The following is an 18867-nucleotide window of genomic DNA, read 5'->3' on the forward strand; positions in this document are numbered from 1 at the left end:
CATAACCCAGACGATTCATCACGCCCTGCCCCGCGGCGAGCGCGCCTGTGCGCGCCCGTCGTCCAGCGTGAGCAACACACGGCAAGACCACAACAACAAATAGCGTCAGGCCGCCAGGGAGGCAGCGCCGAATCAGCCCGCACTCACTGCGGGCTGGCAATCAACCTTTAGGCCCGGCCGAATTGATCGGGCTGCTGACACCTGTTGGGAGTTTCACATGGCAAACGCCTCCAGCACTTACCGCAAGGCCCTCGAAGGCACTCCGAGCCCGCAGAAGGTCCTGGTCAAGATCGACCGCGTGACCAAGAAGTTCGATGAAACCGTGGCCGTGGACGATGTGTCCCTGGAGATCCACCAAGGCGAGATCTTTGCCCTGCTGGGCGGTTCCGGCTCCGGCAAATCCACCCTGCTGCGCATGCTCGCCGGCTTCGAACGCCCCACCGAAGGCCGCATCCTGCTGGATGGCGTGGACATCACCGACATGCCGCCCTACGAGCGGCCGATCAACATGATGTTCCAGTCCTACGCCCTGTTCCCCCACATGACCGTGGCCCAGAACATTGCCTTCGGCCTCAAGCAGGACCGCCTGCCGGCCAGCGAGATCGACGCCCGGGTCGAGGAAATGCTCAAGCTGGTGCACATGACCCAGTACGCCAAGCGCAAGCCGCACCAGCTCTCCGGTGGCCAGCGCCAGCGCGTGGCCCTGGCCCGCTCCCTGGCCAAGCGCCCCAAGCTGCTCTTGCTGGACGAACCCATGGGCGCCCTGGACAAGAAGCTGCGCTCGCAGATGCAACTGGAACTGGTGGAGATCATCGAGCGCGTGGGCGTGACCTGCGTGATGGTGACCCACGACCAGGAAGAGGCCATGACCATGGCCCAGCGCATCGCCATCATGCACCTGGGCTGGATCGCCCAGACCGGCAGCCCGGTGGACATCTACGAAGCGCCGGTGAGCCGCCTGGTGTGCGAATTCATCGGCAACGTCAACGCCTTCGACGGCACCGTTACCGAAGACCTGGAAGGCTACGCCATCATCGACTGCGCGGACCTCGAGCAGCAGATCTACGTCGGCCACGGGGTCAGCACCTCGGTGCAGGACAAGTCGGTGACCTACGCCATCCGCCCGGAAAAGATGCTGGTCACCACCCTCAAGCCCGACGCCCGCTACAACTGGTCCAAGGGCAAGGTGCATGACATCGCCTACCTGGGCGGTCACTCGGTGTTCTACGTCGAGCTGCCTGGCGGCAAGATCGTCCAGTCGTTCATGGCCAACGCCGAGCGCCGTGGCTCGCGGCCGACCTGGGATGACGAAGTCTACGTCTGGTGGGAAGACGACAGCGGCGTGGTACTGCGAGCATGAGTACATCGACCATGAGCACTTTCAATCAGAAGCTGTTCCGTATGCTGCCCAGCGGTCGCAAGCTGGTGATCGGCATTCCTTTCCTCTGGCTGTTCCTGTTCTTCATGCTGCCGTTCTTCCTGGTGATGAAGATCAGCTTCTCGGAAGCGGCCCTGGCGATTCCGCCCTACTCGGAGATCTACAGCTACGCCGAACAGAAATTCCAGCTGCTGCTGAACCTCGGCAACTACGCCATGTTGGCCGGCGACGAGCTGTATTTCTCGGCCTACCTGGGTTCGCTGAAGGTGGCCCTGCTGAGCACCCTGATGTGCCTGGTGGTGGGTTTCCCCATGGCCTATGCCATCTCCAAGGCCAGCAAGGAGGCGCAGAACGTCTTGCTGCTGCTGATCATGATGCCGACCTGGACCGCGATCCTGATCCGCGTCTACGCCTGGATGGGCATCCTCAGCAACAACGGCCTGCTCAACAGCTTCCTGATGTGGACCGGGCTGATCAGCCAGCCGCTGGAAATCCTCAACACCAACACCGCCGTCTATATAGGCGTGGTCTACGCCTACCTGCCGTTCATGGTGCTGCCGCTGTACGCCAACCTGGTCAAGCATGACCAGAGCCTGCTGGAAGCCGCATCCGACCTGGGTTCGAGCAACTTCAACAACTTCTGGAAAATCACCGTGCCCCTGGCCAAGAACGGCATCATTGCCGGCTGCATGCTGGTGTTCATTCCGGTGGTGGGCGAGTTCGTGATTCCGGAACTCTTGGGCGGCCCGGAAACCCTGATGATCGGCCGCGTGCTGTGGCAGGAGTTCTTCAACAACCGTGACTGGCCGGTGGCCTCCGCCCTGGCGGTGGTGATGCTGGCGATCCTGATTATCCCGATCTTGCTGTTCAACCGCAGCCAGGCCAAAGAGATGGAGGCACGGGCATGAAACGCTTCGAATTTTCCAAACTGATGCTGGTGCTGGGCCTGCTGTTCATCTACCTGCCGATGCTGATCCTGGTGATCTACTCGTTCAACGCCTCCAAGCTGGTGACAGTGTGGGGCGGCTGGTCGATCAAGTGGTACGTCGGCCTGCTGGACAACCAGCAACTGATGGGCTCGGTAATGCGCTCCCTGGAGATCGCCTGCTACACCGCCATTGCCGCGGTGGCCCTGGGCACCCTGGCGGCCTTCGTGCTGACCCGGGTCACCCGTTTCAAGGGCCGCACGCTGTTCGGCGGCCTGGTCACCGCGCCGCTGGTGATGCCGGAAGTGATCACCGGCCTGTCCTTGCTGCTGCTGTTCGTGGCCATGGCGCAATTGATCGGCTGGCCCATGGAACGGGGCATCGTCACCATCTGGATCGCCCACACCACATTCTGCGCAGCCTATGTAGCCGTGGTAGTCTCCGCGCGCCTGCGGGAGCTGGACCTGTCCATCGAAGAAGCAGCCATGGACCTGGGAGCGCGACCGTTCAAGGTGTTCTTCCTGATCACCATCCCGATGATCGCGCCGTCACTGGCGGCCGGCGGCATGATGTCCTTCGCCCTGTCCCTGGATGACCTGGTACTGGCCAGCTTCGTCTCCGGCCCGGGTTCCACCACCTTGCCGATGGAAGTGTTCTCGGCGGTGCGCCTGGGGGTCAAGCCGGAGATCAACGCCGTGGCCAGCCTGATCCTGCTGGCGGTGTCCCTGGTGACCTTCCTGGTCTGGTACTTCGGCCGTCGCGCCGAAGCGGCCCGCAAGCGGGCGATCCAGGAGGCCATGGACTTCACCGCCAACGAATCCTGGCAGCCACCGGCAGCGAAAAAACCTGCGGTACGAACACCTGCGACGGCCTAATCGCCTCTTCGCCAGCAAGCAGGCTCCTACGGATAACCCAAACCTGTAGGAGCCAGCTTGCTGGCGAAAAAGGCTCACCCCGAACCCTCGAGTTGCACACGCAGCAATCTGCACAATAAGAAATGGAGTTGTAGTGATGAAAATGCTTGGCAGGACTCTGCTCTCACTGTCCTTGATGGGCGCAATGGTTACCGGCGCTCAAGCCAACGACAAAGTGCTGCGCGTCTACAACTGGTCGGACTACATCGCCCCGGACACCCTGAAGAAGTTCGAGGCCGAGACCGGCATCCACGTCACCTACGACGTCTTCGACAGCAACGAAACCCTGGAAGCGCGCCTGCTCACCGGCAAGTCCGGCTACGACATCGTGGTGCCGTCCAACAGCTTCCTGGCCAAGCAGATCAAGGCCGGGGTCTACCAGGAACTGGACAAGTCCCGCTTGCCCAACTGGAAGAACCTCAACCCGGTGCTGCTGAAAAACGCCTCCGCCAGCGACCCGGACAACGCCCATGCCTTTCCCTACATGTGGGGTTCGATCGGCATTGGCTACAACCCGGACAAGGTCAGGGCGGCCCTGGGCGCCGACGCCCCGACCAACTCCTGGGACCTGCTGTTCAAGCCGGAGAACGCCGAGAAGCTCAAGGCCTGCGGCATCAGCTTCCTCGACTCGCCCACCGAGATGCTCCCCGCCGCCCTGCACTACCTGGGCTACCCGGTGACCAGCAAGGACAAGGCGCAGATCCTCGAAGCCGAAGCCCTGTTCATGAAGATCCGTCCTTCGGTGACCTACTTCCACTCCTCCAAGTACATCTCGGACCTGGCCAACGGCAACATCTGCGTGGCCGTGGGTTATTCCGGCGACGTGCTGCAGGCCCGTTCCCGCGCCGAAGAGGCCGGCAACAAGGAGAAGGTCGCGTTCAGCATTCCCAAGGAAGGCGCCGGCAGCTTCTACGACATGATGGCCATCCCCAAGGACGCCACCAACGTCGACAACGCCTACCTGTTCATGAATTTCCTGATGCGCGCGGACATCATCGCCGAGGTCACCAACAGCCTGGGCTACAGCAACGCCAACGCGGCGGCCACGCCGCTGGTGGACGAAGCGATCCGCAACGACCCGGCGTCCTACCCGCCCCAGGCCGTACTGGCCACCCTCTACGCAGTACCGGACCAGCCGATCGCCATCCAGCGCGTGATGAACCGCGGCTGGACCAGGATCAAGCTGGGCAAATGACTCAAGCTGCCCGCCGCTGGCGGGCACCGCTCGCCTTTTTCCGTTCACGTCGCGCCTTACCACCGCGACACTCCTGCGAACGGCTTCACCCGGCTCCCTCGGTTGGGGTGAATCCTTGGCGCCTTCGGGCGCCTTTTTTGCGTTCCCTGCAGCCGCTGGCGCAGGCGCGAATGGCTGGAGCGACATAGGCGATCCCGGCAACAGAGGGTCCTGCGGCCCCTTTCGCAGCCTCGCTAACGCTCGGCAGCGACTACAGCTGGCAGACAGCCATTACTTTGGCTAGATTCAGCCGACACGGCTCCCCTCCCACTTCGTACAATGACCGCCACAGGTCCTTCGACATGCATGCAACCTTACGTGCGCTCTTGCTGGCTTCTGCCTTGTTCCCGCTGTACGCCAGCGCCGCACCACCGGTGCTGGCGCTGGTGGCCCTGCCCTCTACGGCCAAGCCGGCGCCGGGCAGCGAACACTCCATCGGCAACATGCCGCTGGCGACCTCGCAACAGGGCCTGGGCCTGTGCTTCAGCCACAGCGCGGCGGCGGTATTCAACTATTACCAGTGCCAGGCGGCCAAGGAAGACTGCACCCGCATCGACAAGAACCAGCTGGCGGCGCCCCTGGACATGGCGCGCTTTGGCCGCAAACCCACGGGCGAGGTAGACAGCGTCGCCTCCTACGAGGACATCGACGAGGGCGGTGACCCGCTCTACACCCTGGAAACCGCGGCCCTGATGGTGGGCTCCGTGGTGTCCCAGGCGTGCTTTTCCGAAGAGAAACTGTTCAAGGACAAGTTCGTGCCCAGCGGCGCCATCAGCGCCGAGGACGTCAAGGCCCAGCGCGCAGTACTCAAAGCGCTGGAGGACTTCTATCAACAGAACCGGCTCAAGGCCCCCTGTGCCGAGTGTGTCGCCAGCGCGACGCAGGTGGCCGAACTCCAGGCCATCTACGCCACCACCCGCGATCCCCGGGGCATCGCCCAGGCCCTGGGCAAGCCGCACTTCGGCGGTTTTTTCTCGGCCATCATCATCCCCCCCGAATGCCGGCGCCTGAGCCGCCGGGCACTCTTCGAACTCCAGGACAAGCTGCAGATCCGCGCCCTGCCGGAAACGGCCGCGCAGAACAACTTCGCTGGCCTGTACCCGGCGCTGAAACAGGCGATCGATGCCGACAACCCGGTGATCATTGCCAACGTCTGCCTGTATCGCGGCGCCAAGCAGAAAAAATGCCCCGAGCAGTACCGGCACAGCCTGGTGGCCTACGCACATGCCCGTCTGTGTACGCCCCAGGGCCAGTGCCAGGAAGGGCTCAAGGTGCTCAACAGCTGGGGCGAGCAATGGCAGAACCACGAGGGCCAGCAATGGTTCGATGCCCGGCGCCTGCTGGACAGCACCGGCTATGGCAAGCAGAGCATTGGCTGGCTGGAACACAAGAGCGCGGACCAGGACTGAGCAGCCCGGCGGGTCCCGAGGGCTCCTGCTCGCACCGGCCCCCTTCGGGCTGATAACAGCCGAATCCCGGCGCGGCCATTGCCCAGCGGCAACTGGCCGCTACACAACAGCAGGTTCCTCGCCTCAGGAAGTGGTATTTTTTGCGGCTTCTGGCGTGGCTGATCGGCATGAAGCCAAGGCCGCCAACTTTCAGGGAGCTGCACCGATGAAGTCTGCCGTACACCCTTGCCCGTTGCCCCATGACTCCAGCATCGCGGCCCTGGCCCCGGGTGCCACCTTCATCGACTGCCGCCGCACCCTGGCCGAGGACCCCGAACGCAGCGCCATGCGTCACCTGCTGTGCCTGATGAGCCAGACCCCGGCCTGGATCGACCGCCTGATGGGCCTGCGCAACCGCGTGGTGCAGCTGTTCGGCCTCAAGGACCTGGGGCGCCTGACCCGCATCGACCTGTCGCGCCCCGACGAGGATTACCAGCCCGGCGACCGGGTGGGTATCTTCACCCTGATTTCCCAGAGCCCCGACGAGGTGCTGGTGGTGGACCGCGACAAGCACCTGGACGTGCACCTGTCGCTCAACCGCCTGCCGCTGGACGCCGAGGGCCGGCGCCCGGTGGTGCTGTCCACCGTGGTCCACCCGCACAACCGCCTGGGGCGCCTGTACATGCTGCCGGTGGCGCCGTTCCACCGGATCATCGCGCCCATGACCCTGGCCACTATCAATAACTGCTGAGCCTTCCATCCCAAGGATCTTGCCGTGCACACACCGGATTTCGATGTTGTAGTCGTAGGCCTGGGCGCCATGGGCGCCGCCACCCTCTATCAACTGGCCAAGCGCGGGGTAAGGGTGGCGGGCATCGACCGCTTCGCCCCGCCCCACGACCTGGGTTCCAGCCACGGCGACACCCGCATCACCCGCCAGGCGGTGGGCGAAGGGGCGGCCTATGTGCCCCTGGCGATCCGCTCGCAGCAGATCTGGCGCGAACTGGAGGCGGAGCTGGATGTGCAGTTGTTCGAGCAATGCGGGGTGCTGGTGATGACCGCCAGCACCGACCCGCAGCGCCCGGCAGGGGCCCGGGACTTCACCGACAACAGCATCGAGCTGGCCCGGCGCTATGGCATCGAGCACCAGGAGCTGGACGCCGCCGAGATCCGCCGGCGCTTCCCGCAGTTCGCCCCGCTGGATGACAGCGCCCGGGGCTACTTCGAACCCGGCGGCGGCTTTGTCCGCCCGGAACGCTGCATCGATGCGCAACTGACCCGGGCCCGGCAACTGGGGGCAACCCTGATCACCGGCCAGACAGTGCTGGAGCTGGACGCCCAGGATGACGGGGTGCACATCATCAGCGACGGCTCGCGGCTGTTTGCCCGACAGGTCATCGTCAGCGCCGGCATGTGGTCGGCGCAGTTGCTGGGGGCGCCCTTCGATTCGCTGTTGCAGGTGTGCCGTCAGCAGCTGTACTGGTTCCGCCTGGATGAGCCCGAGCGCTACCCGGCCCGCTCCCCGAGCTTCATTCTCCACAGCGCCGATGACGTGGACGCCTGCTACGGCTTCCCGCCGATTCCCGGCGAAGGCAGCGTGAAGATCGCCACCGAGCAGTACAGCGCCAGCAGCCAGCCGGACAGCCTCGACCGCCAGCCCAGCAGCGCCGACGCCCAGCGCCTGTTCCACAAGCTGATCGCACCCCATATCGCCGGGTTGGCCCCCGAGTTGGTGAAGGCCAGTGTCTGTGCCTACACCGTGACCCCGGATTCGGGGTTCATCATCGACCGCCACCCGCGCCTGGCCAATGTCACCGTGGTCAGCGCCTGTTCCGGCCATGGCTTCAAGCATTCGGCGGCGATTGGCGAAGCCCTGGCCCAGCAGCACGTGGACGGCTGCAGCGAAATCGACCTGGAAAGTTTTTCTCTGCACCGCTTCAACTGACGGCAACGGCCCCTTTATCGGGGCCGTGGTGAAAAAAAATCCTCGGGGTGACGTTTTTCGCCGTTTATCTGCCGTTTTCAGCCTTGCTGGTTGGCCGAGTCTCTACGATTCTTTAGAAACCCCTCAGGGCGGCGCATCGCCGCCCCACGTAGAACAACCGGAGCGCCCCATGAAGAGCGTCGCAGAACTGCTGAAACTCAAGGCCAAGCACAACCAGCAAGTGCACACCATCGCCCCGCACCAGATGGTCCTGGAGGCGCTGATGGTGATGGCCGAGAAAAACGTCGGCGCCTTGCCGGTGCTGGAGAATGGCGTGGTGGTCGGGGTCATCAGCGAGCGCGACTACGCGCGCAAGCTGGTGCTCCACGGGCGCTCCTCGGTGGGCACCCCGGTCAGCGCGATCATGAGCTCGCCGGTAATCACCGTGGACTCGCACCAGAGCGTGGACACCTGCATGAACATCATGACCGACAGCCACCTGCGCCACCTGCCGGTGGTGGAAAACGGCCAGTTGCTGGGCCTGCTGTCCATCGGCGACCTGGTCAAGGAAGCAATCGCCGAACAGGCCGACCTGATCCGCCAGCTGGAGCAGTACATCCGCGGCGAATGACCCCAGGCCCTGCGCCGCCCTGGCTCACAGGGCGTCACCCGCCGTGAAGAATTGCCGCCCATCGCTCTTGAGCAGATCCAGCAGGGCCTGGGCTGCGGGCGACAGGTAGCCTTCGGCGCGTACCAGCACCACGATGCTGCGGCGCATGCAGGTTTGCGCCAGGGGCACTTCCCGCAGGTGGGCGATGCCCTTGAAGTCGTCCAGGGTTTCCCGGGCCAGAAAACTCAGCAGCCCGGTCTTGGCGATCAGCCGCGGCAACAGGGAGATGGTGTTGGTCTCTATCTGCACCGAGGGCAGCGGCAGTTCATGGCTCTGGAACACGTTGTCGATCCAGCGTCGCGCCGACACCCGGGTGCCCGGCAGCACCCAGCGGTAGGCGCACAAGTCGCGCAGGCGCATGGGCGTGGCGAATATCGGGTGGTCGCGGCTGGCCACCACCACCGCCCGGTCTTCGAACAGGGTGTGGTGGCTCAGGTGCGGGTCGCCTTCGAACATCGGGCAGATGACCATGTCCAGGCGCCCGGAGCGCAGGGACTCGCGCAACAGGTCGTCCTGGCCGATCACCAGGTTCAAGGTGATGTCCGGGGCCCGCTCCAGCAAAGTGGCGGTCATCTGCGGCAGCAGGTGTTCGGCCATGCTGGCGGCACAGCCCAGGCGGATGTTGCCGAGCACGCCGCTGGCGAAGTCCCGCACCTCGCGGTGGGTCTCGGCGATGTTCTGCTGCAGTTGCCGGCTGCGCCGCTGCAGCAACTCACCCACGGCGGTGAGCTTGATGCCGCGGCCTTCACGCTCGAACAGCTTGGTGCCGAAGGACTCCTCCAGGCGCTGGATGCTCTTGGTCAGCGCCGGCTGGCTGCGGTTGAGCTTCTGCGCCGCCCGGCCCAGGTGGCCGAGCTCGGCGATGGTGTCGAAATAGGTCAGGTCGCGCAGGTCCATGATCGATCAACAATAGTTATGAGTTGATCACAATTAGAAACTGGACTTGATCAATCGCGCTATCAATAATTTGCTCCGGCGCAGGTTTTACCGCTCCCGCAACAGGAGTGGCCAGCGTCTTGGAGAGTCGTCCCTTGTCGCCATCGCTTCGTCTATCCCTGAATACCTGGCCCCAGGCGCTGCAATGGCCGGCCTGGCTGTTGCTGGCCGGCATCAGCGGCCAGTTGCTCAAGTACCTGGAGATTCCCGCCGGGCAGTTTCTCGGGCCGATGCTCACGGCGATCCTGTTTGGCGTGTGCGGTGCCAGCATCCGCGTGCCGCGCCTGGCGTTTCGCCTGGGCCAGGGCTCGGTGGGCATGCTCGCCGCCCACTCCATGACCCTCGCCGTGCTCACGGCCATGCTCCAGTCCTGGCACGTGATGCTGGTGGCCACCCTGCTCACCGTCAGCCTCAGCGCCCTGGTGGGCCTGGTGCTGGTGCGCTTCGGCGCGATTGCCGCCAGCACCGCGGCCTGGGGCACGGCGCCCGGTGCGGCCTCGGCCATGGTGTCGATGGCCGACGAGTTCGGCGCCGACTCACGGGTGGTGGCCACCATGCAGTACGTGCGGGTGGTGTGCGTGGTGATGGTCGGGGCCCTGGTCAGCCACTGGATCGGCGCTCCGGCCAGCGGCAGCGAGGCCCACGCCAGCCAGATGGCCCTGCACGGCATGAGCCTGCCGAATGTTGGCCTGAGCATCGTGGCGATCGTCTGCGGTGTGCTCCTGGGTTCGCGGGTGCCTGCCGGGGCCCTGCTGGTGCCGCTGCTGCTGGGCGGCGCGCTGCAGGTCAGCGGGCTGTTGCAGATCAGCCTGCCGTCCTGGCTGCTGGCCTGCGCCTACGGCGCCATCGGCGGCTATATCGGCCTGCGCTTCGACCGCCCGACTCTGAGCTATGTGTTCGGCCACCTGCCGGCGATGATCGGCGGCGCCCTGCTACTGATCGCCCTCTGTGCCCTCTCTGCCTGGGGGCTGGCCCTGTGGATGGGCAAGGACTTTCTCTCGGTCTACCTGGCCACCAGCCCCGGCGGCCTGGACACCATGGCGATCATCGCGGTGGACACCCATTCGGATGTCGGCCTGGTGCTGGCGATGCAGACCCTGCGCCTGTTCGCGGTGATTGTCAGCGGCGCGTTTTTCGCCCGGCTGATCATCAAGTGGTCGCGATAGGTGCCGGAGCAAGCTCCCCTGCCCCCCCCTTACAGTGCTTGCCCTTGATTGATCGGCATCAGCACCCAAGGCACATTTTTTTAACAACCTGAAATAGTAAATCCAAGCGGTGTGAAACCTGCCCCTGTTCGCCGCCAGCCTTCCAGGCTGGGGCTTTGCACGGATTCCACCGCCTCTTGGGGGCGATTCGCAAAGCCTGTCCCCAGGTCTTTCCTTGACGATTAAGAAACGTCTTGCCGTCAGCTCTTGTTAAGATCGCGCACATTTGCGTGAAGATTTGATGACAGGCAGGTTATTTGTGAAGTTGATCCGTCGTTGCCTAAAACACCCTCTTGCACCCCTGTGCGCCCTGTTCGGCCTGCTGTTGCTGCTGCCCATGGGCGCGCGCCTGGCCCTGGGCTGGTCCAACCCGCTGGGCTATCTGTCGGACCTGGCCAGCGCCAGCCTGCTGACCGTACTCCTGTACCGCCGGCCCTGGTGGCTGGCGCTGCCGGTGCTGCTGGTCTGGGCCCTGCTGACCCTGGTCAGCGCCGAGCTGGTAAGCGCCGTGGGGCGCATGCCCAACCTCGCCGACCTGCACTACCTGGTGGATCCGCAGTTTGTCGGCAACTCCACCGGCGGCGGGCTGACCCACCCGGACCTGGGCCTGGCGCTGTTGCTGGGGCTGGTGCTGTGGCTGGTGGTCCAGCGCGCCCACCGCGGGGTGCGCCCCCCGGCACTGCCGCGCCATAGCTGGAGCCTGCCGGTGCTGTTGCTGGTGGCCCACGGCGGCATCCAGTACCTCAAGCCCAGCGAAGCCGACCAGTGGCAACTGTTCAACCTGCCCCACCAGGCCCTGGCCACCGCCACCGGCCAGGCGCAGATGCAGGTGGAGGACTGGCTGCAAGGCGACGTCGCCGATGTCCCACCGCCCATGGCCGGGCTCACCCGCCTGGACCTGGAAGGCCAGCCGCTGCTGCCCAGCGCTGGCCGCGCGCGCAACGTGCTGCTGATCACCCTCGAAGGCATTCCCGGTGCCTATATCCGCACCAACCGCGAAGCCCTGAACAGCCGCTACCAGGAAGACCTGATGCCCAAGCTCAGCGCCTGGGCCGAGCGCGGCATGAATACCCCGGACTACGTGCTGCACAGCCACCAGACCATCCGCGGCCTGTACGCCATGCTCTGCGGCGACTACGACAAGCTCGACAACGGCACCCCCAAGGGCGTCGAGATGCTCACCCAGAGCCAGCGCAACCAGGCCTGCCTGCCGGCGCAGATGCACAAGTTCGGCTTCAACACCCACTACCTGCAGGGCGCCGGCCTGCGCTTCATGGCCAAGGACAAGATCATGCCGCACATCGGCTTCGATTCGACCCACGGCCTGGAGTGGTTCAAGAACGACAACTACCTGGAGTTCCCCTGGGGCAAGGACGACAAGGCCTTCTTCGAAGGCGCCCTGGGCTACGTCGACCAGCTGAAGAAGAACAAGAAGCCGTGGATGCTCACCCTGCTGACCGTCGGCACCCACCAGCCCTACTCGGCGCCCGAGGACTACCTGGAACGCTATGAGACGCCGAAGCAGGCCGCCGTGGGCTACCTGGACGACGCCATCGACCAGTTCCTCACGGGCCTGGAGCGCAAGGGCGTGCTCAAGGACACCCTGGTGATCATTACCTCCGATGAGTCCCACGGCATCGACGGCGTGCGCCTGGCTTCGTCCTGGGGCTTCAACCTGATGCTCGCCCCGGACCAGGACCTGCTGCCCCATCTCAAGTCCGGCACCTACGGCCACGTCGACCTCAGCGCCTCGGTGCTGGACTACTTCGGCCTGCCGGTGCCCGCCAGCCTCAGCGGCCGCTCGCTGTTGCGCGACTATGCCCAGGGCCGGGAAATCATGTCCTACACCAACGGCAAGCTGCGCTACCACGATGGCCAGGGCACCTTCACCGAGTGCGACTTCCAACAGCGCTGCCGCTACTACGCCAGCCCCGGTTTCATCGCCGACAGCGCCAGCCTGCAAGGCCAGTACGGCGGCCTGCGGGCCCGGCAGATCAGCGCGCGTGCGGCGAACCTGGACCGCAGCCTGCTGCAGTCGCCGCTGAACCAGCACTACCAGTTCGGCAGCCCGGCGATCATCCCGCTGCAGGCGCAGATCAAGGACGACTGGGCCGACAACCTGATCGGCGCCCAGTACCTGGAAATGCCCAAGGGCTCCCAGACCCGGGTGCGCTTCACCGTGCGCTCCGCCGACCCGCAGCAAAACGCCTACATCCTGCTCAAGGGCAAGGAGCTGGAACAGGACGTGCCCCTGGGCCTGCCGGAAGAAATGCTGGTCACACCCGACCAGCCGTTGCAGATGGACTTCAGCTTCGACAACCCGGAAACCCGCAAGGCCTTCTCCTTCCACCTGCTGGGCTATGGCCTGGGAGCGGTGGAAGTCAGCGACTTCAGCGTGATCACCGAGTTGCCGGGGCAGACCGAAAGCGTCGACCCCGAAGAAGACAGCAACGCCCACTCCAGCTGACCCCTGCCGCACGCCGAGCCGCCCCCCTTGGGGCGATGCTCGGCGCGCCCTTCTGCATGCCCCGCAAAAATATTTTCCTGTACATGAAACTTTTTTTGTACAGGAAAAGTCGGACCGTTGATGTCATTTAAACATCATTGAGCTATCACGCTGCCTCATCGAGGCACGCCCCTGTGAAGCATTCAGTCAACGGTTTAGGAGCGGTCCTTCCTATGTTTTCCAATCTGAGCATTTCGCAAAAGCTCTATGCCGGTTTCGGCGTCGTCCTGCTGATCCTCCTGCTGCTGGTGCTGGCGGCCCTGCGCGGCTTCGATCAAGTCAGCAGCAGCGTCAAAAGCACCATCCACAGCCATGAAGTGCTGAACCAGTCCGACGCCCTCTTGCGCAGCCTGATCAATATCGAGACCGGCATGCGCGGTTATGCCCTGACCGGTCGCGACAGCTTCCTCGAACCTCTGGAACAAGGCGAAAAAGCCTTTACCGACTACTACGCCCGGATCAAGAGCAGCACCGCCGACAACCCCGAGCAGCAGGCGCGCCTGGAGCGACTCAAGGCCCTGCACGACCAGTGGCTGCGCGAGGACATCCAGGGCAACCTGGCCCTGCGCCGGGCGATCAATGCCGGGACTCAGCCGGCCACCGCCATGGCCGAGCAGATCAGCGCCGGCCGCGACAAGGCCAAGATGGACGCCATGCGCCAGCTCACCAATGAGTTGCGCGAAGCGGAAAAAAGCCTGCAGGACGCCCGCAGCCAGGCCATGGACAACGCCAAGGCTTCGGCCCTGGCGATCCTGCTCGGCGGCGGCATGCTGGCGGCACTGCTGGCCATGCTCGTTGCCTGGTCGCTGTCGAGCAACCTGGTCGGACGCATCCGCCAGTCCGTGGAAGTGGCCGAGGCCATCGCCGCCGGCCACCTGGACAACCGCATCAGCACCCAGGGGCGCGATGAAGTCAGCGAGCTGCAGCAGGCTTTCGCCGCCATGCAGGAACGCCTGCGGTCGATGATCAGCCAGATCAAGTTGGGAGCCGAGCAACTGGTGAGCGCCTCCCAGAGCATTTCCAGTGCCTCGCTGCAGCTCTCGGCATCGGCCCAGGAACAGTCCCACTCGGCCTCATCCATGGCCGCCACGGTGGAAGAACTGACGGTGAGCATCAACCATGTGGCGGACAACGCCGGGGACGCTCATGCCCTGTCCAGCGAATCCGGGCGCCAGTCCGAGGAAGGCGGCAGCGTGATCCAGGACACCCTGGGCAGCATGCGCCTGATCGCCGAGACCGTGCAGGCTTCGGCCACCCAGATCGGTGAACTGGGCCAGCATGCCGAACAGATCTCCAGCATTGTCAGTGTGATCAAGGGCATTGCCGAGCAGACCAACCTGCTGGCCCTCAATGCGGCCATCGAGGCCGCCCGGGCCGGCGAGCAAGGCCGTGGCTTTGCCGTGGTCGCCGATGAAGTGCGCCTGCTGGCCCAGCGCACGGCCAATTCGACCCAGGAGATCACCGAGATGGTCGACAAGATCCAGCTGGGCACCCGGGAAGCGGTGAGCAGCATGGACGTCGGAGTCAATCAGGTGAAAAGCGGCGTCGAACAGGCCCAGCAGGCCGGCGAGGCCATCGTCAATATCCGCACCTCCTCCGGCAATGTGGTGCGGGTGGTGGACCAGATCTCCCTGGCCCTGCGGGAACAGACCGCCGCCAGCCAGGATGTGGCGCGCAACGTCGAGCGCATTGCCCAGATGTCCCAGCAGAACAGCCAGGCCGTGGAGGAAACCACCGAGACCGCCCGCTCCCTGCAGCAACTGGCGCAAAACCTGGAGCAGCAGGTGAACGTGTTCAGGCTCTAGGGCTGGAGCCCTCACCGGGGCGACCGCCCAGGCATCGACGCAAAACCCTGGCATCCCCAAGGTTTTGCGTTTATTCCTGATAACCGTCCCCTCTACAGACGAGCGCAGCCCATGATCGATCGCCCCACTGCCCCGCCGCTCGAACAACTCGCCGCCGCCATGCACGGCAAGCCGTTCATGGTCCTCACCGGCGCCGGTATCAGCACCCCGTCGGGGATCCCCGACTACCGCGACAGCGAGGGCGTGCGCCGTGGCCGCCAGCCGATGATGTACCAGGAATTCCTCGCCCAGCCCGAAGCCCGTCGCCGCTACTGGGCCCGGGCCATGCTCGGCTGGCCGCGCATTCGCCAGGCCCGGCCGAATGCCGCGCACCAGGCGTTGGCGCAATTGCAGGCCGCAGGCCGGATCGCCGGGGTGATCACTCAGAATGTCGATGCCCTGCACGACGAGGCCGGCAGCCTGGAGGTCATCGAGCTCCACGGCAGCCTGCAGCGGGTCTTGTGCCTGGACTGCGGCCAGCGCAGCCAGCGGGAGGCCATCCAGCAGCAACTGGAGGCGCACAACCCTTACCTGGCCGGCGTTGACGCGGTGCAGGCGCCGGACGGCGACACCCTGCTGGACCCGGCCTTCGAGGAACGCTTCCAGGTGCCCCACTGCCCCTACTGCAATGGCTCGCGATTGAAACCCGATGTGGTGTTCTTCGGCGAGAACGTGGCCGCGGCCACCGCTGCCCGGGCCTTGAGCGCCGTGCACGAAGCCGCAGGCCTGCTGGTGGTGGGTTCGTCGCTGATGGCCTATTCGGCGTTCCGCCTGTGCCGCGCCGTGGCCGAGCAAGGCAAGCCGCTGCTGGCCATCAACTTCGGCAAGACCCGCGCCGACGAGCTGCTGGACCTCAAGCTCGGCGAGCCCTGTGACCTGTTGCTGCCCCAGTTGGCCGAACGCCTGCTGCGTTGAGCCTCAGAGTAGCGCCAGGCGCTGGCCGAGGTTTTCCTCGCGCAGGATGTCGAACAGCGCCTGGGCCGCGGTGGACAGCTCGTCCCCCGGCTTGGTCAGTACACCAATGGCCCGCTCCACCACCGGATCGTGCAGGGTCAGGCAGTGCCCGCCCAGCTCGCGCATCTGCTGGGCGCACAACGCCGGCACCGCACTCACCCCCAGGCCGCTGGCGACCATGCGCCCCACGGTCGCCAACTGGTGGCTTTCAAACTCCACCGGCAGTTGCACGCCCCGTGCCCGCAGGTGATCTTCGAGCATCACCCGCACCGTGGACGGCCGCTGCAAGGTGATGAAGGGCTCCTGCAACAGCGCCTGCCAGTCGATCTCGCTGCGCCGGGCCAGGGGCGAATCCCGGGGCACCACGGCGACAAAGCGGTCGATGTACAGCGGGGTGAACACCAGCGAGGTGCTGTCCTGGGGCTCGAACGCCACCCCCAGCTCCACCTCGCGATCACGGACCATCTCCAGCACCTGCTCGTTGACCACGTCGTTGACCGTGACGTTGACCTGGGGATATCTGGCCCGAAAGTGCTTGAGGATCGGCGGCAGCAGGTTGCCGGCAAAGGACGGCATCGCCGCCAGGGTCACCCGGCCTCGCTGCAGGCTGAAACGCTGGCGCAGTTCGTCCTCGGCGTTGTCCCAGTCGGCGATCAGACGCCGCGCCAGGGGCAGCAGGGCCTCGCCTTCCGGGGTCAGGGCCACATTGCGCGTATTGCGCGTGAACAGGCGCCCACCCAGGCCTTCCTCCAGCGCCTTGATCGTCAGGCTCAGGGCCGACTGCGACAGGTGCAGCCGTTCGCAGGCCAGGGCAAAGCTCAAACTGTGGGCCACGGCCAGAAATGCCCGTATCTGTTTAACCGTCATCTGCCATTCTCTTGGGTGTATGCCGCCCTGGATTATGCTGCTTTTCCAATCAATCAACCTTAAAAATCAACTTAACAAATCAATCCCGCAGCGCAACACTGGCCCGCAAACGGCTGGCCAGCCGCCAACGAACAAGAAAGAGGAAGGTGCAAATGGCAGGTTTCGACAAGCGCGTGGCGTCCTACGAGGAAGCCCTGGAAGGTCTGCAAGACGGCATGACCGTGATCGCCGGCGGCTTCGGCCTGTGCGGTATCCCCGAAAACCTGATCGCCGAGATCAAGCGCCGCGGTACCCGCGACCTGACCGTGGTGTCCAACAACTGCGGGGTCGACGGTTTCGGCCTGGGCGTGCTCCTGGAAGACCGCCAGATCAGCAAGGTGATCGCTTCCTACGTGGGTGAAAACGCCCTGTTCGAGAAGCAGTTGCTCAGCGGCGAGATCGAAGTGGTACTGACCCCACAGGGCACCCTGGCGGAAAAAATGCGCGCCGGCGGCGCCGGGATCCCGGCCTTCTTCACCGCCACCGGCGTCGGCACCCCGGTGGCCGACGGCAAGGAAACCCGCGAATTCAAGGGCCGCACCTACCTGATGGAAGAGTCCATCACCGGTGACTTCGCCATCGTCAAGGGCTGGAAGGCCGACCACTTTGGCAACGTGGTCTACCGCCACACCGCGCAGAACTTCAACCCCCTGGCGGCCACCGCCGGCAAGATCACCGTGGTCGAAGTGGAAGAAATCGTCGAACCGGGCGAGCTGGACCCGACGCAGATCCACACCCCCGGCATCTACGTCGACCGGGTCATCTGCGGCACCTTCGAGAAGCGCATAGAACAGCGCACCGTGCGCAAGTGATCGCCCTTCCCCAGCCCGACTAAAAGGACAACAAACATGGCTCTTACCCGCGAACAAATGGCTCAGCGCGTCGCCCGCGAACTGCAGGACGGCTTCTACGTCAACCTTGGCATCGGCATCCCGACCCTGGTGGCCAACTACATCCCCGACGGCATGGAAGTCATGCTGCAGTCGGAAAACGGCCTCCTGGGCATGGGCGCCTTCCCCACCGAGGACGAAGTCGACGCCGACATGATCAACGCCGGCAAACAGACGGTGACCGCGCGCATCGGCGCCTCGATCTTCTCGTCCGCCGAATCCTTCGCGATGATCCGCGGCGGCCATATCGACCTGACCGTGCTCGGCGCCTTCGAAGTGGACGTGCAGGGCAACATCGCCTCCTGGATGATCCCCGGCAAGCTGGTCAAGGGCATGGGCGGCGCCATGGATCTGGTGGCCGGTGCCGAGAACATCATCGTCACCATGACCCACGCCTCGAAAGACGGCGAATCCAAATTGCTCAGCCGTTGCAGCCTGCCGCTGACCGGCGCCCAGTGCATCAAGCGCGTGCTCACCGACCTTGCGTACCTGGAGATCGAGAACGGCGCCTTCATCCTCAAGGAGCGCGCCCCCGGGGTCAGCGTCGAGGAAATCGTCAGCAAGACCGCCGGCAAGCTGATCGTGCCGGACCACGTGCCTGAAATGCAGTTCGCCTGAGGAGCCCCATCATGCAAGACGTCGTAATCGTTGCCGCCACCCGCACCGCCGTGGGCAGTTTCCAGGGCTCCCTGGCGAACATTCCCGCCGTTGACCTGGGCGCCGCGGTCATCCGCCAATTGCTGGCCCAGACCGGCATCGACCCGGCCCAGGTCGACGAAGTGCTCATGGGCCAGGTGCTCACCGCCGGCGCCGGGCAGAACCCCGCCCGCCAGGCCGCGATCAAGGCCGGCCTGCCCCACGCGGTACCCGCCATGACCCTGAACAAGGTCTGCGGCTCCGGCCTCAAGGCCCTGCACCTGGGCGCCCAGGCCATCCGCTGCGGCGATGCCGAGGTGATCATCGCCGGCGGCCAGGAAAACATGAGCCTGTCCAACTACGTGCTGCCCGGCGCCCGCACCGGCCTGCGCATGGGCCACAGCCAGATGGTCGACTCCATGATCAGCGACGGCCTGTGGGACGCCTTCAACGACTACCACATGGGCATCACCGCCGAGAACCTGGTGGAGAAATACGGCATCAGCCGTGAAGCCCAGGACGCCTTCGCCGCCGCTTCCCAACACAAAGCCGCAGC

At 64.9% G+C, this 18867-nt stretch carries 17 protein-coding genes; 15 read left to right on the forward strand and 2 right to left on the reverse strand.

Annotation, left to right across the window (positions count from 1 at the left end):
* Nucleotides 1-217 precede the first annotated feature (217 nt).
* The 8 genes from potA (at nucleotide 218) to BM382_RS06850 (ending at nucleotide 8395) form a co-directional block, all read left to right on the forward strand.
* A complete protein-coding gene (gene potA / locus BM382_RS06815) occupies nucleotides 218-1360 on the forward strand; it encodes an ABC transporter ATP-binding protein (protein WP_011060637.1) in 1143 nt (380 codons plus the stop codon).
* 44 nt (nucleotides 1361-1404) lie between these two features.
* On the forward strand, nucleotides 1405-2286 hold the full coding sequence (locus BM382_RS06820) for an ABC transporter permease subunit (RefSeq protein WP_162865010.1): 882 nt from the start codon (nucleotides 1405-1407) through the stop codon (nucleotides 2284-2286).
* Nucleotides 2283-3179: an ABC transporter permease subunit gene (locus tag BM382_RS06825; RefSeq protein ID WP_011060635.1), complete on the forward strand. Its 897-nt coding sequence runs from the start codon at nucleotides 2283-2285 to the stop codon at nucleotides 3177-3179. Before BM382_RS06820 ends, BM382_RS06825 begins: the two co-directional genes overlap by 4 nt.
* A 136-nt stretch (nucleotides 3180-3315) precedes the next feature.
* On the forward strand, nucleotides 3316-4413 hold the full coding sequence (locus BM382_RS06830; protein WP_072442416.1) for a polyamine ABC transporter substrate-binding protein: 1098 nt from the start codon (nucleotides 3316-3318) through the stop codon (nucleotides 4411-4413).
* Between the two features lie 341 nt (nucleotides 4414-4754).
* Nucleotides 4755-5861: a hypothetical protein gene (locus BM382_RS06835; protein ID WP_239690402.1), complete on the forward strand. Its 1107-nt coding sequence runs from the start codon at nucleotides 4755-4757 to the stop codon at nucleotides 5859-5861.
* Between the two features lie 205 nt (nucleotides 5862-6066).
* The gene (locus tag BM382_RS06840; protein WP_011060632.1) at nucleotides 6067-6591 is read left to right on the forward strand and encodes a DUF2867 domain-containing protein; all 525 of its coding nucleotides are present in this window, start codon (nucleotides 6067-6069) and stop codon (nucleotides 6589-6591) included.
* A gap of 24 nt (nucleotides 6592-6615) precedes the next feature.
* Nucleotides 6616-7785, forward strand: coding sequence for an N-methyl-L-tryptophan oxidase (gene solA, locus BM382_RS06845; protein WP_072442418.1), 1170 nt, complete (start codon nucleotides 6616-6618; stop codon nucleotides 7783-7785).
* A gap of 169 nt (nucleotides 7786-7954) precedes the next feature.
* Nucleotides 7955-8395: a CBS domain-containing protein gene (locus tag BM382_RS06850; RefSeq protein ID WP_011060630.1), complete on the forward strand. Its 441-nt coding sequence runs from the start codon at nucleotides 7955-7957 to the stop codon at nucleotides 8393-8395.
* A 24-nt stretch (nucleotides 8396-8419) separates the two neighbouring features.
* Here the strand turns inward: BM382_RS06850 and BM382_RS06855 are convergent, their stop codons facing one another.
* Complete coding sequence (locus tag BM382_RS06855; protein ID WP_011060629.1) at nucleotides 8420-9331, reverse strand: LysR family transcriptional regulator; 912 nt, start codon at nucleotides 9329-9331, stop codon at nucleotides 8420-8422.
* Between the two features lie 134 nt (nucleotides 9332-9465).
* Here BM382_RS06855 and BM382_RS06860 point away from each other — a divergent pair, with 134 nt between their 5' ends.
* The 4 genes from BM382_RS06860 to BM382_RS06875 all read left to right on the forward strand — a co-directional run bounded on the left by BM382_RS06860 (nucleotide 9466) and on the right by BM382_RS06875 (nucleotide 15840).
* On the forward strand, nucleotides 9466-10536 hold the full coding sequence (locus BM382_RS06860; RefSeq protein WP_072442420.1) for an AbrB family transcriptional regulator: 1071 nt from the start codon (nucleotides 9466-9468) through the stop codon (nucleotides 10534-10536).
* A gap of 280 nt (nucleotides 10537-10816) precedes the next feature.
* Nucleotides 10817-13042, forward strand: coding sequence for an LTA synthase family protein (locus BM382_RS06865; RefSeq protein WP_072442422.1), 2226 nt, complete (start codon nucleotides 10817-10819; stop codon nucleotides 13040-13042).
* Between the two features lie 212 nt (nucleotides 13043-13254).
* Nucleotides 13255-14886 carry a methyl-accepting chemotaxis protein gene (locus tag BM382_RS06870; RefSeq protein WP_011060626.1) on the forward strand — a complete coding sequence of 544 codons (1632 nt, stop codon included), beginning with the start codon at nucleotides 13255-13257 and terminating at the stop codon, nucleotides 14884-14886.
* Between the two features lie 111 nt (nucleotides 14887-14997).
* On the forward strand, nucleotides 14998-15840 hold the full coding sequence (locus BM382_RS06875) for an NAD-dependent protein deacetylase (protein WP_019092914.1): 843 nt from the start codon (nucleotides 14998-15000) through the stop codon (nucleotides 15838-15840).
* A 3-nt stretch (nucleotides 15841-15843) separates the two neighbouring features.
* Here BM382_RS06875 and BM382_RS06880 read toward each other — a convergent pair whose 3' ends face one another.
* Nucleotides 15844-16746 carry a LysR family transcriptional regulator gene (locus BM382_RS06880; protein ID WP_011060622.1) on the reverse strand — a complete coding sequence of 301 codons (903 nt, stop codon included), beginning with the start codon at nucleotides 16744-16746 and terminating at the stop codon, nucleotides 15844-15846.
* A 152-nt stretch (nucleotides 16747-16898) separates the two neighbouring features.
* Between BM382_RS06880 and BM382_RS06885 the strand changes: the two genes are divergently transcribed.
* The 3 genes from BM382_RS06885 to BM382_RS06895 all read left to right on the forward strand — a co-directional run.
* Entirely contained in the window at nucleotides 16899-17597 is a 699-nt protein-coding gene (locus tag BM382_RS06885; RefSeq protein ID WP_011060621.1) for a CoA transferase subunit A, read from the forward strand.
* 36 nt (nucleotides 17598-17633) lie between these two features.
* Complete coding sequence (locus BM382_RS06890; RefSeq protein WP_011060620.1) at nucleotides 17634-18293, forward strand: CoA transferase subunit B; 660 nt, start codon at nucleotides 17634-17636, stop codon at nucleotides 18291-18293.
* Between the two features lie 11 nt (nucleotides 18294-18304).
* Nucleotides 18305-18867: thiolase family protein (locus tag BM382_RS06895; protein ID WP_275656325.1), on the forward strand; the 563-nt coding region annotated here is incomplete at its 3' end.

This window comes from Pseudomonas sp. NFPP25 (assembly GCF_900116505.1).
In the GTDB taxonomy this organism is placed as follows: domain Bacteria; phylum Pseudomonadota; class Gammaproteobacteria; order Pseudomonadales; family Pseudomonadaceae; genus Aquipseudomonas; species Aquipseudomonas protegens.

What these genes read in the sequence shown, in the direction of transcription:
- BM382_RS06875 (WP_019092914.1), top strand. Translation starts at nt 14,998, where the DNA reads ATGATCGATCGCCCCACTGCCCCGCCGCTCGAACAACTCGCCGCCGCC.
- BM382_RS06880 (WP_011060622.1), bottom strand. Translation starts at nt 16,746, where the DNA reads ATGACGGTTAAACAGATACGGGCATTTCTGGCCGTGGCCCACAGTTTG.
- BM382_RS06840 (WP_011060632.1), top strand. Translation starts at nt 6,067, where the DNA reads ATGAAGTCTGCCGTACACCCTTGCCCGTTGCCCCATGACTCCAGCATC.
- BM382_RS06885 (WP_011060621.1), top strand. Translation starts at nt 16,899, where the DNA reads ATGGCAGGTTTCGACAAGCGCGTGGCGTCCTACGAGGAAGCCCTGGAA.
- BM382_RS06855 (WP_011060629.1), bottom strand. Translation starts at nt 9,331, where the DNA reads ATGGACCTGCGCGACCTGACCTATTTCGACACCATCGCCGAGCTCGGC.
- BM382_RS06830 (WP_072442416.1), top strand. Translation starts at nt 3,316, where the DNA reads ATGAAAATGCTTGGCAGGACTCTGCTCTCACTGTCCTTGATGGGCGCA.
- potA (WP_011060637.1), top strand. Translation starts at nt 218, where the DNA reads ATGGCAAACGCCTCCAGCACTTACCGCAAGGCCCTCGAAGGCACTCCG.
- BM382_RS06825 (WP_011060635.1), top strand. Translation starts at nt 2,283, where the DNA reads ATGAAACGCTTCGAATTTTCCAAACTGATGCTGGTGCTGGGCCTGCTG.
- BM382_RS06865 (WP_072442422.1), top strand. Translation starts at nt 10,817, where the DNA reads ATGACAGGCAGGTTATTTGTGAAGTTGATCCGTCGTTGCCTAAAACAC.
- BM382_RS06870 (WP_011060626.1), top strand. Translation starts at nt 13,255, where the DNA reads ATGTTTTCCAATCTGAGCATTTCGCAAAAGCTCTATGCCGGTTTCGGC.
- BM382_RS06850 (WP_011060630.1), top strand. Translation starts at nt 7,955, where the DNA reads ATGAAGAGCGTCGCAGAACTGCTGAAACTCAAGGCCAAGCACAACCAG.
- BM382_RS06890 (WP_011060620.1), top strand. Translation starts at nt 17,634, where the DNA reads ATGGCTCTTACCCGCGAACAAATGGCTCAGCGCGTCGCCCGCGAACTG.
- BM382_RS06835 (WP_239690402.1), top strand. Translation starts at nt 4,755, where the DNA reads ATGCATGCAACCTTACGTGCGCTCTTGCTGGCTTCTGCCTTGTTCCCG.